General features: G+C 73.0%; 16 protein-coding genes and 3 pseudogenes. 2 read left to right on the top strand and 17 right to left on the bottom strand.

The features are described from left to right. Nucleotides 1-56 precede the first annotated feature (56 nt). From QQK22_RS19315 to QQK22_RS09850, 4 genes and pseudogenes are all read right to left on the bottom strand, one after another. On the bottom strand, nucleotides 57-302 hold the full coding sequence (locus QQK22_RS19315; RefSeq protein ID WP_431310189.1) for a TOBE domain-containing protein: 246 nt from the start codon (nucleotides 300-302) through the stop codon (nucleotides 57-59). A 344-nt stretch (nucleotides 303-646) separates the two neighbouring features. After that, nucleotides 647-1,072 (bottom strand): annotated as a pseudogene (locus QQK22_RS19310) (ABC transporter ATP-binding protein); the annotation flags it as partial. After that, nucleotides 1,069-1,866, bottom strand: coding sequence for an ABC transporter permease (locus QQK22_RS09855; RefSeq protein ID WP_284250761.1), 798 nt, complete (start codon nucleotides 1,864-1,866; stop codon nucleotides 1,069-1,071). The pseudogene QQK22_RS19310 and the gene QQK22_RS09855, both read right to left, overlap by 4 nt. Nucleotides 1,867-1,942: 76 nt before the next feature. Continuing rightward, nucleotides 1,943-2,545 (bottom strand): annotated as a pseudogene (locus QQK22_RS09850) (ABC transporter permease); the annotation flags it as partial. A gap of 394 nt (nucleotides 2,546-2,939) precedes the next feature. On the opposite strand from QQK22_RS09850, the gene QQK22_RS09845 reads away from it, so the two are divergent. Beyond that, complete coding sequence (locus QQK22_RS09845; RefSeq protein WP_284250760.1) at nucleotides 2,940-3,977, top strand: LacI family DNA-binding transcriptional regulator; 1,038 nt, start codon at nucleotides 2,940-2,942, stop codon at nucleotides 3,975-3,977. Here QQK22_RS09845 and QQK22_RS09840 read toward each other — a convergent pair. The 8 genes and pseudogenes from QQK22_RS09840 to QQK22_RS09805 all read right to left on the bottom strand — a co-directional run bounded on the left by QQK22_RS09840 (nucleotide 3,940) and on the right by QQK22_RS09805 (nucleotide 8,788). After that, the gene (locus QQK22_RS09840; protein WP_284250759.1) at nucleotides 3,940-4,389 is read right to left on the bottom strand and encodes a hypothetical protein; all 450 of its coding nucleotides are present in this window, start codon (nucleotides 4,387-4,389) and stop codon (nucleotides 3,940-3,942) included. The two genes, QQK22_RS09845 and QQK22_RS09840, sit on opposite strands and share 38 nt — an antisense overlap. Beyond that, nucleotides 4,386-4,865, bottom strand: a complete 480-nt coding sequence (locus QQK22_RS09835) for a pilus assembly protein (protein WP_284250758.1) — start codon at nucleotides 4,863-4,865, stop codon at nucleotides 4,386-4,388. Before QQK22_RS09835 ends, QQK22_RS09840 begins: the two co-directional genes overlap by 4 nt. Before the next feature lie 14 nt (nucleotides 4,866-4,879). Beyond that, entirely contained in the window at nucleotides 4,880-5,053 is a 174-nt protein-coding gene (locus QQK22_RS09830; RefSeq protein WP_284252835.1) for a hypothetical protein, read from the bottom strand. Continuing rightward, nucleotides 4,972-5,184 carry a TadE family protein gene (locus QQK22_RS09825; RefSeq protein ID WP_284252663.1) on the bottom strand — a complete coding sequence of 71 codons (213 nt, stop codon included), beginning with the start codon at nucleotides 5,182-5,184 and terminating at the stop codon, nucleotides 4,972-4,974. Before QQK22_RS09825 ends, QQK22_RS09830 begins: the two co-directional genes overlap by 82 nt. An 86-nt stretch (nucleotides 5,185-5,270) precedes the next feature. Beyond that, complete coding sequence (locus tag QQK22_RS09820; RefSeq protein WP_284252833.1) at nucleotides 5,271-5,468, bottom strand: hypothetical protein; 198 nt, start codon at nucleotides 5,466-5,468, stop codon at nucleotides 5,271-5,273. A gap of 257 nt (nucleotides 5,469-5,725) precedes the next feature. Beyond that, entirely contained in the window at nucleotides 5,726-6,664 is a 939-nt protein-coding gene (locus QQK22_RS09815; RefSeq protein WP_284250757.1) for a type II secretion system F family protein, read from the bottom strand. Beyond that, nucleotides 6,661-7,527, bottom strand: a complete 867-nt coding sequence (locus QQK22_RS09810) for a type II secretion system F family protein (RefSeq protein ID WP_284250755.1) — start codon at nucleotides 7,525-7,527, stop codon at nucleotides 6,661-6,663. Before QQK22_RS09810 ends, QQK22_RS09815 begins: the two co-directional genes overlap by 4 nt. Continuing rightward, nucleotides 7,527-8,788: pseudogene (locus QQK22_RS09805) on the bottom strand (TadA family conjugal transfer-associated ATPase). The gene QQK22_RS09810 and the pseudogene QQK22_RS09805 overlap by 1 nt, the downstream one beginning before the upstream one ends. 174 nt (nucleotides 8,789-8,962) lie before the next feature. Here QQK22_RS09805 and QQK22_RS09800 point away from each other — a divergent pair. Next, nucleotides 8,963-9,244: a hypothetical protein gene (locus QQK22_RS09800; protein WP_284250754.1), complete on the top strand. Its 282-nt coding sequence runs from the start codon at nucleotides 8,963-8,965 to the stop codon at nucleotides 9,242-9,244. Between the two features lie 147 nt (nucleotides 9,245-9,391). On the opposite strand, the gene QQK22_RS09795 is transcribed toward QQK22_RS09800, so the two are convergent. The 5 genes from QQK22_RS09795 to QQK22_RS09775 form a co-directional block, all read right to left on the bottom strand. Beyond that, nucleotides 9,392-9,562 (bottom strand): hypothetical protein, encoded by a 171-nt coding sequence (locus tag QQK22_RS09795; RefSeq protein ID WP_284250753.1) that lies wholly within the window; start codon nucleotides 9,560-9,562, stop codon nucleotides 9,392-9,394. Between the two features lie 327 nt (nucleotides 9,563-9,889). Beyond that, nucleotides 9,890-10,462: a hypothetical protein gene (locus tag QQK22_RS09790; RefSeq protein ID WP_284250752.1), complete on the bottom strand. Its 573-nt coding sequence runs from the start codon at nucleotides 10,460-10,462 to the stop codon at nucleotides 9,890-9,892. Beyond that, the gene (locus QQK22_RS09785) at nucleotides 10,459-12,309 is read right to left on the bottom strand and encodes a CPBP family intramembrane glutamic endopeptidase (RefSeq protein WP_284250751.1); all 1,851 of its coding nucleotides are present in this window, start codon (nucleotides 12,307-12,309) and stop codon (nucleotides 10,459-10,461) included. The genes QQK22_RS09790 and QQK22_RS09785 overlap by 4 nt, the downstream gene beginning before the upstream one ends. Then, complete coding sequence (locus QQK22_RS09780; protein ID WP_284250750.1) at nucleotides 12,306-12,965, bottom strand: hypothetical protein; 660 nt, start codon at nucleotides 12,963-12,965, stop codon at nucleotides 12,306-12,308. Before QQK22_RS09780 ends, QQK22_RS09785 begins: the two co-directional genes overlap by 4 nt. Continuing rightward, nucleotides 12,962-13,885 (bottom strand): ATP-binding cassette domain-containing protein, encoded by a 924-nt coding sequence (locus tag QQK22_RS09775; protein WP_284250749.1) that lies wholly within the window; start codon nucleotides 13,883-13,885, stop codon nucleotides 12,962-12,964. The genes QQK22_RS09780 and QQK22_RS09775 overlap by 4 nt, the downstream gene beginning before the upstream one ends. Nucleotides 13,886-13,934 lie beyond the last annotated feature (49 nt).

Raw genomic sequence — 13,934 nt, 5'->3', positions numbered from 1 at the left:
GGACGGGGGTGCAGGGAGCGGAGGTGGAGGGGGCAGGACGGACGGACGGAGAGCCGTCAGCCGGCGAGCGCGACGACGTGCGCGGCGTCCGCGCGCAGGAGGATGCGGTCCCCCGGGCTCGCGGTGAGCGCGCTGTCGCGCACGTCGGCCGTGAGCCGCACGGTGGTGCCGGTCGCGTCGTCGGCGTCGACCGTGACGACGCGGTCGACACCCCGGAAGGCGACGTCGACGACGACCCCCTCGAGGGTGAGGCCGTCGCACGAGCCGGGCTCGCCGTCGTGCTCGCCGAGCCCGGGCAGCACCCGCAGGTGCTCGGGACGCACGGTGCGGACGGCGCCGTCGGCGGCGACCAGGAAGTTCTCGTACCCGAGGAACTCGGCCACGTGCCGGTTCGCGGGGAGGGGAACACGTCCTGCGGCGCGCCGGCCTGCAGGATGCGGCCCTCGCGCATGACGACCATCTGGTCGGAGAGCTCGAGCGCCTCGTCCTGGTCGTGCGTCACCAGTACGACGGTGAGGCCGGTCTCGGCCTGGATGCGGCGCAGCTCGGCGCGCATGTGGATGCGGAGCCGCGCGTCGAGGTTGGACAGCGGCTCGTCGAGCAGCAGCAGCTTCGGGCGGATCGCGATGGCGCGGGCGAGCGCGACGCGCTGCTGCTGGCCGCCGGAGAGCTTCTTCGGGCGGCTGCCGGCCAGGTGGCCGAGGCCGACGAGGTCGAGCGTCTCCTCGACGACGCGCCGGCGCTCCGCCGCGCCGACCTTGCGCAGCTTGAGCCCGTAGCCGACGTTCTCGGCCACGGTCATGTGCGGGAAGAGCGCGTAGGACTGGAAGACCATGCCGAGGCCGCGGCGCTCGGGCGGGGTGCGCGTGGCGTCGACGCCGTCGATGAGGATCGTGCCCGACGTCGGGACGGTGTAGCCCGCGAGCATGCGCAGCGACGTCGTCTTGCCGCAGCCGCTCGGTCCGAGCAGCGTGGTGAACTGCCCGGCGGGGATGGTGAGGTCGATCGCGTCGACGGCGGTGAAGTCGCCGAAGCGCTGGGTCACCTGCTGGAACTGCGCGGCGACGGTCATCGGTTGATCCCTCCGAAGATGCGGGCGAAGCCGACCGTGCGCTCGGCGACGACGGCGACGAGCACGGTGCCCGCGAGGATGATGGTGCTGGTGGCGGCGACCATGGGGTCGTAGCTCTGCTGGACGTAGTCGAGCATCGTGACCGGCAGGGTGCGGAAGTCGCGGCTCTGCAGGAGCAGCGAGAGCGGGACGTTGTTGAACGACGTCACGAAGCTGAGCAGCGCGGCCGAGAAGATGCCGGGCCGCAGCAGCGGCAGCGTGACCGAGAAGAACGTGCGCAGCGGGGACGCGCCGAGCCCGCGGGCCGCCTCCTCCACGAACGGGTCGGCCAGCGCGAGCGAGGCCCCCGTGACGCGGACGGCGTACGGCAGCATCAGCACCGTGTGGCCCACGAGCAGCACGGTGAAGTTGTCCAGCCGCAGACCGATCATCAGCTGCTGGAAGAGTGCGAGCCCGACGACGAGCTCGGGCACGATCAGCGGCGAGAGGAAGAGCCCCTCCACCAGGCCCTTGCCGGGCAGGCGGCCACGGTGGATCGCGAGGGTCGCCGGCACGCCCAGGAGCAGGGCGAAGAACGTGGCGAGCGCCGCGAGCTGGAGGCTCGAGACCATCGCGCTGATGAAGGGCGAGTAGGCGAACGCGGCCTCGAACCACTGCAGCGAGACGCCCTCGGGCGGGAAGCGCAGCGTGCTGCCGCCGGTGAAGGCGGTGGCGACGACGAAGAGGATCGGCACGATCATCACGACGTAGCCGGCGACGGCGAGCGCCGCCGCCACGGGGCGGCGCTGCTTCACGAGGTGGCCCCCGTCGCGCGGCGAGCGAGGACAGCCCGGAGACGGCGAAGACCAGCACGGTCATGATGAGCGCCGTCGCGCTGGCCGCGGCCCAGTCGATGCTGACGCTGGCGTAGGAGAACAGCTGCGTGGAGAGCATGCGCTGGCTGGAGCCGCCGAGCAGGTACGGGGTGGTGTACGCCGTCGCGCTCCCCGCGAACACGAGGGTGGCGGCGACGACGAGCCCGGGGGCGGACAGCGGCGTCACGACGCCCCAGAACGTGCGGGTGCGCGAGGCGCCGAGGCCGCGGGCGGCGTCGTCGAGCCCGGGGTCGACCTGGGCGACGGCGGAGTAGCAGGAGATGATCGCGAGCGGCAGGAAGAGCTGGGTCAGGCCGAGCACGATGGCGAGCTCGGTGTAGAGCAGCTGCGGCGCCCGGTCCGTCAGACCGAGCGCGACCAGCACGCGGCCGATCGCCCCGTTGGACCCCAGCACCACCAGCCACCCGAAGGTGCGCACGACGTTGCTCAGGAGCAGCGGGAAGATCGCGAGTGCGAGCAGCACGCCGGACCAGCGCGACGTCGAGCGCGCGAGCAGGTAGGCGATCGGGAAGCCGAGCACGAGGCAGATGAGGGTGACGATCAGGCCCAGCTTCACCGTGCGCCACACGATCGCGAGGTCGTAGGGGTCGGTGAGCATCTGACCGAGGCGCGTCAGCACGTCGCCCGGCGTGACGCCCGGGGGTGCGAGCAGCATGGCGATCGACGGCACGAGGAAGCCGGCGAGCAGCAGCACGAGGCCCGGGATCAGGAGCAGTCCGGTGCGGCGCGAGATCACGGCGGTCTCCGTCCGTGTCGTGGATGGTGGAGGTCCCGCCTCGGGAGCGGATCGCGCGAAGCGAGGTGGAACCGGTTGCACAATCGGTTGCGGTCAACGGTAGCGGGTGCGGTGACCCGCGGGTACCGCCCCGGTGAACAGCGTGTAAAACGTGGAGCGGCTGCGGATGCAACCGGTTGTGCGTTCTCGTAGGGTGACGAGGGCGGCGCCGAGGACGGCGCGGCTCACGATCGATCAACGAGCCGGGAGGCGACGGGTGCCGACACTGGCCGATGTGGCGAGCAGGGCCGGGGTGTCGAAGGCGACGGCGTCGCGCGCCCTGAGCCGGGCCGAGCTGGTGGCGCCCGCGACCGTGGCGCGCGTGCTCGCGGCCGCGCAGGAGCTGGGGTTCGTGCGCAACCGCGCGGCGAGCCACCTCGCGCGCGGCCGCACCGGCATCGTCGCGCTCGTGGTGCCGACGCTGGAGAACACCTTCTTCACGCCGATCATCGCGGGCGCCCAGGCGCGTGCCGAGGCGGCGGACCTCCAGCTGACGGTGGCCGTGCACCCGATCGCGGACGAGGCGGAGCTGGCCGGCCTGACGCGCCTCGCGACCCAGGTCGACGGGCTGGTGCTCGTGGCGCCGCGCGGCCCGGACGCCCTCGTGCGTGCCGTCGGTGCCCTGGTCCCGACGGTGCTGGTGGACCGCGAGATCGCCGGGATGGAGTCGATCGTCGCCGACACCGCCTCGGCCTTCGGCGCGCTGGCCGACCACCTGGTGGGTGCCGGGCACCGCTCGGTCGTCTACCTCGGTGGGCCCGACGGGTCGTGGCAGGACGGGCAGCGGGCCGCCGCCGTCGCAGCCGCGACGCACGGGCGGGCCGACCTGCACCGGCTCGGCCCGTTCCCGGCCACGTTCGCCGCCGGGACCGGCGCGGTCGAGGACGTGCTCGCCTCCGGGGCGAGCGCCGCGATCCCGTACGCGACGTCAGTGGGGCTGGGGCTCGTGTTCGCGCTGCGCGCCCGCGGGATCGCCTCACCCGGCGAGGTGCTGGTGAGCGCGGAGCGGCTCGTGGCCGACGCGATCGGGGGCGACGTGCCGGCGATCGACGTCGACGGCGAGGAGGTCGGCCGCGAGGCGATGGCCGCGCTGGTGGCGGCGATGGCCGCGGCCGCGGTCGCGTCGCGGCCGGGCTCCGGCTCCGACTCCGACGAGGCGGTCGAGACCTCGCAGCGCCGGCTGCCGGTCGCGCTGTACTGGCCGGGCGGCGGAGGGGTCAGGACGCCCGTGCCGAGCTCGTCACGGTCATCGTGATCCCGTCGCTCCACGGCGCCAGGACCCACGGGAGGAACGCGGGCCGCGAGAGCGCGGTCAGCGTCACCTGGGCGGTCGTGCCGCCGTCGGGCGTGCCGGTGGGCGCCGTGACGGCGAGCCCGGGCGCATCGGTGAGCGACGACGGCGCCGTCTCGAGGAAGTCGGCGACGCTGGCGCGCACCGATGCATCGGTCACGGCGAGCTCGCCGCCCGAGAAGTACGCATCGGAGTCGACCTGGCTCGCGGCGTAGGCGGCGGCGGAGTCGGCGAGCGAGAGGAGGGCCTTGCGGTCGAGGTAGACCGCGCTCGCCGTCGCGATGACCGCCACGAGCGCGACGGCGACGGCGACCGCCCCGAGCGTGAGCACGAGGATCCGGCCGCTCTCGGGGTCGGCGGCGCGGGCGTGCCTCACGAGCGCACCCGGTAGCTGTCGATCACCGTGACGGCCTCGGCGGTCACGGGCACGGTGAGTGCGCCGCCCGGCCACCACGGCAGTGGCACGTCCGCGGCGATCCTCACCGTCGCGACGGCGCCGGGTGCGCTGCACGACGGTGCGCACCGCACCGCGAGCGCGTCGGCGCCGTCGACCTCGATGCCCTGGTCGGCGAAGGCGAGCTCGACGCCGATCGCGGCCAGCTCCCCGGCCCGCTCGGGGTCGTCCGCGGTCGCGACGATGCGCCCGGTGTCGCGCGCGGCCCCCTCGGCCGCGAACGCGGCCGCCTGCAGCTGCGCCAGCGTGAGCACGAGGTAGACGAGGGGGACCACGAGTACGACGGCGCCGCCCAGGAACTCGACCACCGCGCTGCCGCGCTCGCCGTCGCCCGGCACCTGCGCACCCGGCCCGTCCCGCAGCACCGCGAGGACGCGGCGCACCCGCGTCGTCGTCACCCCGGCTCGCCGGTTCACTGCTCCACCACCGCGCGACCGCGGACCACGAGCGTCCCCGAGGGCCCGAGCGGTCCGATCACGGGGACCGGCGCCGTCAGCTCGACGATCACGACGTCGTAGCCCGCCTCGGACTCGACCGTTGCGGTCGCACCCTGCACGGCGGCGTCGGCGATCCCGCTCGCCGCCACGTCCCGCGCGCGCTGCTCGCCCGAGGTGAGGTCGCCGTCGAGCAGCGCGGCGTGCCGCGCCCCTCGGCCGCGGCGTCCACGAGGACGGTGCGCACCCAGAGCGCGTAGGCGAGCTGGACCACCCCGAGCACGAGGACGACGACGAGCGCGCCCACGAGCACCGTCTCGGCGACGGCGGAGCCGCGCTCGCGGTCGTCCGCGGGCCTGGTGCGGTCGATCAGGGGCCGGTGACCCGGTCGACGGCCTGCTGGAAGAGCTGCCGCAGCCAGTCGTCGGCGAGCACCCACACGATGGCGACCAGGCCCGCCGTCATGAGCGTGACCATCACCCAGCCGGGCACGTCGCCGCGCTCGGGCTGGGCCACGCGTGCCCGCAGCCGCGCGGTCATTGTCTCGACGGCGATCGTGAGCCACACCAGCAGGCTCGCGGTCCACGACGCACTCGAGGAAGGAGACAGGGGCGCCCGGTCGCTCCGGGTGCTCGGGTCGATCGAGGTCTCGGCACGGCCGGGCCGGCTCCTCTCGCTCGGGTGGTCGTGGGGTGCTCTGTCGCGGTGCCACATCGGCGTTCCTCTCGTGGTGCGGCGGGGCGACCGCGGGTCGGGTGTGGTGCAGGTCGGGTCTGGTGCGGGTCGGTGCGGACGCGAATGCGGGTCGGTGGCGCGGGTCCGGATCACGGTGTCCCCAGGTTCAGGACAGCGATCCCTGGGAACAGCGCGAACGCGACGGTCAGCGGCAGCAGCAGGAACACCACGGGCGCCAGCATCGCTATCTCCCGGCGGCCGCCGGACTCCATGAGCTCGCGCTTGGCGGCGTCGCGGGCGTCGGCGGCCTGGGCCCGGAGCACCTCCGCGAGCGGGCTGCCGCGCTCGATCGCGATCGCCACGCCCTCGGCGAACCGCTGGACGACCGCGAGGTTGCTGCGCGCGCCCATCGCGGTCAGCGCCTGCGCCATCGAGGATCCGGTACGCACGTCGGCCAGGGTCCGCGCGAGCTCGACGGCGAGCACCCCGTGCACGGTGCGAGACATCCGGTCCAGGGCGGCCGCGGGCGACTCGCCGGCACCCACCGCCAGCGCGAGGAGCTCGGCGACCGCGGGGAACTCCGCCACGATGCGGCGCTCGCGGGCGCGCGCCTGCCGGGTGAGCCACCAGTCGCGCAGGAGCGCGCCGCCGACACCCCCGAGGAGCACGAGGACCGCGACGGGCAGCGGCTGCAGGCCGCGGGCGGCCGCGAGGGGGACCGCCACGAGGAGGCCGAGCAGCAGCCCGGCCGCGGCCCACAGCACCTGCTCGACGCGGAAGCCCTCCACCCCGCCACGCTCGGGCAGCAGCGCGAGGCGGGAGCGGATGCTCGCGCTGGAGCTGCCGAGGTGCTCCAGGAGCCGGGTGAGGTCGGTGACGACCGGCGTGGCGAGGGCGCGCGCCACGCTGGTCCCGGCGCGCGAGGCGGTGCGGGGCGGCGCCGCGAGCAGCGACGACGTCGCCGGCCGGCTGACGACGTAGGGGGCGACCCGGTCCTCCAGGGTCGGTCGCGCGGCGTGCCACGCCCCGACGACGCACAGCGCTCCCGTGGCGAGACCGGCCCCGACGAGGGCACCGACGGCGTTCACCGCGCCACCCGGAGCACGCGAGGGTCCTGTGGGAGCCGGCCGATGCGCAGCATCGCGGCGTACGCGACGGCGGAGATCACAGCACCGCCCGCCAGCAGACCGATGCCCGCCGCCGTGTCGAACGCGTGGGCCGAGGTCCCGCGTCCGCTCATCAGCGCCAGCACGAGCCACGGGGCGGCGACGGCGAGCCGGGCGCCGTTCACCGTCCACGACTGCCGCGCCTCGAGCTCGCCGCGCGTGCGCTGGTCGGTCCGGAGGAAGTCCGAGAGCGTCCGGAGCATGCGGCCGAGATCGGTGCCCCCGACCTCGGTGGCGACGCGCAGGGTGGCGGCGAGCCGGTCGGCCACCGGGTCGGCGAGGTGCTCCTGCCAGACGGCGAGCGACTCGAGGAACCGGCCCGAGGCCCGGTACTCCGCGGCGAAGACGGCCATGTCGGCGCGCAGCGGGGCGGGGCCGCGCTCGGCCATCGCGATCATCGCCTCGGGGAGGGTCAGCCCGGCGCGGACGGCGGAGGTCAGGTCGTCCACGACGTCGGGCCACAGCTGCGCCAGCTCGACCCCGCGTCGACGTGCCCGCGATCGCACGTAGGCGAGCGGCGCCGTCGCCACGATCGCCGCGAACGCGACGGCGACGCTGACGGCCGTCCCCGTGCCGAGCGAGACGATCGCCGTCACGGCCGCGAGTCCGGTGCAGACGCCGACGAACGCGGGCAGGGAGACCGCGTGCATCCCGGCACGCGCGGCGAGGTCGCCCCACGCGGTGCGCACGCGGCCGGGTGCGGCATCGGACGGTGTGTGACTCCAGGTCGAGGACCACGCGAGCAGCAGCCCGACGCCCAGCATCAGACCCACGACGGCGCCCATCAGGCGCTCCAGCCGTCGTCGCCGGAGGGAGCGCCCAGCAGCGCGGCGAGGTCGTAGCCGGAGCGCTCGAAGCGTTCCTCACCCGGTGGGTAGCCGTTGCCGCGGGTGAGGGCGCCGAGCCGGTCGGTCGGTGCGCGGTGGAAGAGGTCGGCGGTCTCGACGACGCCACCCTCGGCACGCCCGGTGACGGCGACGATCTCGCGCACGCTCCGCCGTCCGGACGCGTCGAGGTCGACGTGCACGACGATGTCGATCGCCGTCGCGACGGTGGGGACCACGAAGGTGCTCGAGACGTTCGCCCCCGCCAGGAGGGGCAGGATGCACAGCTTCTGCACGGCCTCGCGGGCGCTGTTCGCGTGGACGGTTCCCATGCCCGGCAGGCCGGCGTTGAGCGCGATGAGGAGGTCGAGCGACTCCGCCTCGCGGACCTCGCCGATCACGAGGCGGTCGGGCCGCATCCGCAGCGCCTCCTTCACCAGGCGCCGCAGCGTGATCTCGCCGTTGCCCTCGAGGTTCGGCTGCCGGCACTGCATACCGACGTGGTCGCGGACACCGGGCTGGAGCTCGAAGACCTCCTCGCACGTGATCAGCCGCTGCGAGCTCGGGATCGAGCCGCACAGCGCGCCGAGCATCGTCGTCTTGCCCGCCTGGGTGCCGCCGCTGACGATCACGTTCAGCCCGACGGCGACCGCCGCGTCCAGGAAGTCGGCCGCGGCGCGGGGAGGCTGCCGAGCGCCACGAGGTCGTCCAGGTGCGCGGCGCGCGCGGTGTACTTGCGGATGTTGACGGCGAGGTGGGCCCGTGTGACGTCGGGGATCACGACGTGCACGCGCTCCCCTGTGGTGAGCGTCGCGTCCACGAAGGGCATGGACAGGTCGAGGCGCCGCCCCGAGGGGCGCAGCATGCGCTCCGTCAGGTCGCGGACCTCGTCGGACGTGAGGAGGAGCGTGGTGAGCTCGGGTACGCCGCGGCGGGCGACGAAGACGCGGCCGGGGCTGTTGATCCAGATCTCCTCGATGCCCGGCTCGTCGAGGAAGACCTGCAGCGGGCCGAGGCCGGCGACCGCGTCGACGGTCTGCTTGGCGGCGGCCTCGACGTCGGGCAGCGGGGCGACGGCGCCGCGCAGCGCCCGCTCCTCCCAGTCGCCGACGGCCTCAGCCACCAGGGCCCGGAAGCCGGCGAGGTCGCGCGTGGGGTCGACGGCGCGGCGCCGCACCAGCTCGCGCACCTCGCTCTCGAGCTGCACCAACGCGTCAACCATCGCCCCACCCCCTGGACCGGAACAGTAGGGGTAGCCGGCGACGCGTGGCTAGGGTCGAGATCGACCTGTGGATATCGGCTCGTTCATCTGGCCGTTTCATCGGGAGGCCGACGTGCACCGCTGAGGGGAGAGGTCCCCATCGCCACGCGCGGTCGCCCACCTTACGGTCAAGTCATGACCACCGCCGTCGCCCCCCGTCTCCGTTCGATCTCCCGCTTCGCCGCGACCGCGCTCGCCGCTGGTGTCCTGGCTGCCGGAGCTCTCGTCGCCGTCCCGAGCAGCAGCGCCGAGGCCAGCCCTCGCTCGGGGACCTCGTCCTACTCCACGCTCTCGGCCTGCCGGGCGCAGATGAACCACATCCGCTCCTCCGGCTACTACGACGCCCACAACTGCTACCAGGTCAAGGGCAGCAGCCTGTGGTACCTGCACTGGTTCGTCCCGGCCGGGCGCGGCTGACCGCGTCCGACGCCGACCACGACCGACCGCAGCCCCGCCACCCCTCGTGGGTGGTGGGGCTTCTGCGTCGCCCGTGCCGTCTCCGCACGCCTCGAGGCGCGGACCTCACGCGCGCCCGGGGAGGTGTTCCGCGGTGGTGCGCGTGCGCTACTCGTCGGCCTCCCGCATCGCGCGCAGCTTGCCCAGGATGTTGATGCGCGAGTTGATCATCGCGAACCACCACTCGTAGACGTTCGGCCAGGTCTCGGTGACGCCGCCGTCGAACCACAGCACCGGCGCACCATCCTCCGTGCACGGGCCGTCACGCCAGATCGCCACGACGTGGCGGTCGGCCTCGGTGGCGACGATGGGGTAGACCTCGTCACGGGGTGGGTAGCCACTGGGGTCCCCGTCGGAGTAGGCGATGTCGATGATCTCGCGGGCCTGGCGGGCCAGCTCGCCGCGGGTGAGCTCACCGGTCGCGAAGAGATCGCTGTCGAGAAGGATGGTCGCCTCCCAGCCGTTGCCGTAGGACAGCAGGTCCCGGTGCTGGTGGTCCAGCGGTGCGCCGAGGTCGCGCTCGGCCTGCGCCCGAGGGTGGTGGGTCGAGTGCGTTCCGTGGGTGCGGGCCGGAGGGCCCAGCGGAGGAAGGGGTCGGCGCCGAGGTCAGCCGAAGGCACCGGTCAGCGCGGCGATCCCCACACCCAGCAGCGACCCCACCCCGGCGACGAGCGCGACGACCAGCGCGAAGATCGAGACGCCGTTCATCGTCTTGCGCATCCCGAGGCGCCGGGCCGCCTGCTCGATGAGCTGGTTGCCCTCGTTCGAGCTGAACGTGTAGTCGACCACCACACCGGGGCGCAGCTCGTCGTCGAACGCGATCTCCCTGCGGAAGGACTTCTCGCGGATGGTGCCGGTCGCGAACGTCATGCTGCCGCGGATGACCGGGCGCGGGACCCCGCCGGCGACGTCGACGCCCGCCTCCCACGCGAGGGTCTTGCGCGTGTCGCGCACGGAGTACGCGCGGCCGTCGTGCTTCACCGATACGCGGTGGGTGAAGACGTAGGTCAGGTGCTTGCGCTTGAAGAGGGTCCACCAGCCGGCATCGACGACGTCGATGTGGACGGTGAAGGCGTCATCGGTCTCGTCCACGACGGTGTACGGGCGGCCGTGCGCGAGTCGACGGACCTCCTGCGCCAGGGTCGCCGCGGGGCGGTGTGAGTGCGAAGACGTCGTCATGCCCCGAAGGTACGCAGGTTCTTGCCGCGCACGGTGGGATCGGATTTGTCGGGTCCGTGACGCTCGTCCGAGCACCGGCCGGTATCACCGGGCGCGCGCGACGATCGGACGTAGCGCTCCAGGTGGTCGCCGACACCGCGTGGCATCGCGCCCACCAGCACGGCGGCCGCGATGCTCAGCAGGCCGACGGCCACGGGGGAGAGCACCACGCCCTGTTCGATCACCACGGGCACCGCTATCAGCTGGATCCCGCACACGAGGAGGTAGACCGTCAATGACCGCCGACCCACGGCTACGAGTGGCACCGCCACGAGGCCGCGGGCGACCCACCGTGATCGCACCGCGAGCAAGGTCAGGGCTGTCGCGGTGACGACCACGGCGGCCTCGCGCAGCGGTGCGGTGCCGGGCGGGGACCACCCGAACGCCACCGTCGCGATCGGGAGGGCCAGTGCGAGGAGGGCTGCCAGCCCGGCTGTCAGCGCGAGCCATGCCGAACGGGTGCCCGCCGCTCGCGTGCGTCGCACGAGGTGGATCACCGCGACGGCCAGGCATGCGAACAGCGGTGCGACGAGCACGTTGAGCCCGACGGCGACGAACGCCTCGAGCACGTGATCCACCAGTGAGGTCGGCAGGAACGCGGGACGATCGCCCAGCACCGAGTCCGCGGATGCGACGCGCGCGCTGTTGGCGAGGATCAGTGCGACCACCCCCGCGACGACGATCCATGCGATCCAGCGGCCGCGAGGCCGGATCATCCGCTCGGTCAGGGCGCCCGTCGGGCCGTACATGGTCAGCACGTCGTACGGGAACCACAAGGTGGCGTTACCGGCACCGAGTCGCCACAGCCGAGCATGTCGCTCGTCACCGGACACCGTTGGAGCCGAGTGGCGAACTGGCGCCAGACGCTGGTCGAGCGAAGCCGCGAACACGACCACGAGCAGCACCAGTCCGAGATTGCCGAGCACGCCGGCGGCGAGCTCGGTCGACATCGCGGGGCGTTCGTGCGACCACCGGTACACGAGTGCGTTGTCGAGGACGACGAGGAGCATCGCCACACCACGCAGGAGGTCGAGGGCGTCGATGCGACCGGGCGACGACGCGGCGGTCCCGACGAGGCCGGGCGCCGGCGTCCGGCCCGGGTGGTTGACGCGCCCGTTCGACACGAGGAGGAACCCGGCCGTCATCGCAAGGAGAGCGAGCATCGGCGCCGGCGTCGTGAGATCGATGCCACCACCGCTGACGAGCACGATGTTCGTGGCTGCATGCGCCAGCACGACGACGACCAGGTTGCCCAGCCGCGCCAGGAGGAGTGACATGGCGACGCCGAACGCGACGTGATAGATGGCCGCGGTGACGGTGACGGGCGCGTGTATCGCCGCGAACAGGACGGCTGATCCGAGGACCGGGAGTGCGGTCGTGACGCCCGTGCGGAAGAAGGACCCCAGGGCGTGCGGCAGCCACACCCGGAACAGCAGCTCCTCCAGCGCCGCGAGGCCCAGTCGGCCCGCGATCGTCGCCGCGCCCACGGCCGTCCAGGGCTGCTGTGCGGCAGGGAGCAGCGTCACCAGCATCGCCGCCGCCACGGTTGCCACCAGGATCACCAGCAGGCTCCTGACCCATGGTTTCGTACCGCACGGGACGAGGCCAGGCGTGGCCGGCCGACCGACGGCCCAGCGGACAAGGACGAGTCCGGCGACCGCGGCCGCTGAGGCGAGGGTCAGGATCACGCCGGTCCCGGCGCGGCCGAGCGCCACCTCGAGAAGAATCGTGTGCAGCAGGAGCAGCCCCACGGGAGTCACGATGCGGCGGGTCACCCGCCCGGCGAGGCCCGGCTTGCGCCGCTTCACAGCGCCGTTCGCCTCGCCTGCGTCCAGGCGAGGCGAACGGCCGTGAAAGTGACCAGCGGAAGCACGAACCACCCTGCGGCGGAGGTCTGCTCCAGCAGACCCGTGACGTACCAGTCGACAGAGAAGAACCGCAGCCACGCAAGAGCCGGAGTGATCGTCGCGAGGATCGTCGGAAGCAGGGGGAGCGCGAGGAAGACGAGGCAGGCGGGCAGCGCACGCTTGACGAGCAGCGCCACCAGGAGACCGAGCGACGCGTAGGCCGGCGCCGTCAGAACGACCACCGGTGCCGCACGAAAATCGTCCATCGTCGGCGTCGGACCGGCGACGAGCGCGATCACGACGGCGACGGCGACGGCGGCCGCGGCGATGACGAGAGTGCCGTTCACCCGGACACGTGCGAAGTGATCGCGGTTCCCGTTGTGAGCGAGGAGCGTGCCGGCCAGTCCGGTGCCGACGTCACCTGCGGTCCACGTGACCGCCACCAGGGTTGCGGCGACCGACACGAGGATTCCGGTCGTCGACAGCGCGTCCCCGAAAGACGGGTAGACGGCGCTGATGCGGCCGTAGACGGCGAGCCATGCGACGAGCACAGCAATGACGGTCAGCAGAACCCGCCGACCGCGCGTGAGCGTGAGAGTGCGCAGGTGGAGAGTCATCGAAGCTCCCTCGAGAAGGGCACGTCCGGCGCGAGGCGCTCGGACATGTCGAGGAGGTGGATGTGGGCGTCTCTGGCGACGGCGAGCACGATACGGATCGTGGCGTCCGTCCTGACCTCGTCCGGCTGCACGATCTCTGCTCGCCGCCCGGCAGCGAGCAGAGCCGTGCTGAGGCGTTGCGCCTCTGGGGTGAGCGTCCGCACCGAGCGCAGCGCGATCTCCGAGCCACGGGACGGCGAGCGGTGCGCCACCGAGCCTGTCGAGGCCGGCGGCCACGGAACCGTCGACGTGGATCCATCGGCTATCTGCACGGCCATCGAGGCGTTGTCCGCAGCTTCGCGCAGGAGGTGCGTCGACACGAGGACGCTCGCTCCCGCACGTCGCCGTTCCTCGATGCGGTTCTTCAACCAGGCCATCGAGTCCGGATCGAGGCCGTTGTACGGCTCGTCCAGCAGCAGATTCCCGGGTGCGTGCGCGAGTGCCGCGATCACGGCGACCTTCTGCTTCGTTCCCTCAGACAGCGCCCCGATTCGCTTGCGGAGGTGGGGTTCGATCTCGACGTCCGCCGCCATCGCGAGCGCACGGTCGTACGCACGTCGCCTCGCGTCCTGGTCCGGTGCTGTCGCCGCCACCAGCGCGAGAAAGCGGCGGGCCGGCACAGCGGCGGGCAGGGCGGAGGGCCCCAGCGAGTATCCGAGGGTGTCCGCGCGCGTGGCGTTCGCGGTCGCGGGCCGCCCGTCGATGGTCACGGTTCCTGCTCGCGGAATCAACATTCCCGCAATAGCCCGAAAAGTCGTGGTCTTACCAGCCCCATTCTTCCCGACGAAGACGGAGACGGCTCCGGCGGGTACGGCGAACGTTGCGTCATTGACGATCGTTCTACCGCCGATCGAGACTGAAAGCCTGGAGATGTCGATCATCGGTACCTCACTGTCGGTGGCCCGACGGCCACGGTCGTCACCGCGGCCG

Source organism: Litorihabitans aurantiacus, from assembly GCF_030161595.1.
Lineage (GTDB): Bacteria > Actinomycetota > Actinomycetes > Actinomycetales > Beutenbergiaceae > Litorihabitans > Litorihabitans aurantiacus.
The sequence above is the reverse complement of the archived record's forward strand: the minus strand, read 5'-3'. Positions and strand labels throughout refer to the sequence as shown.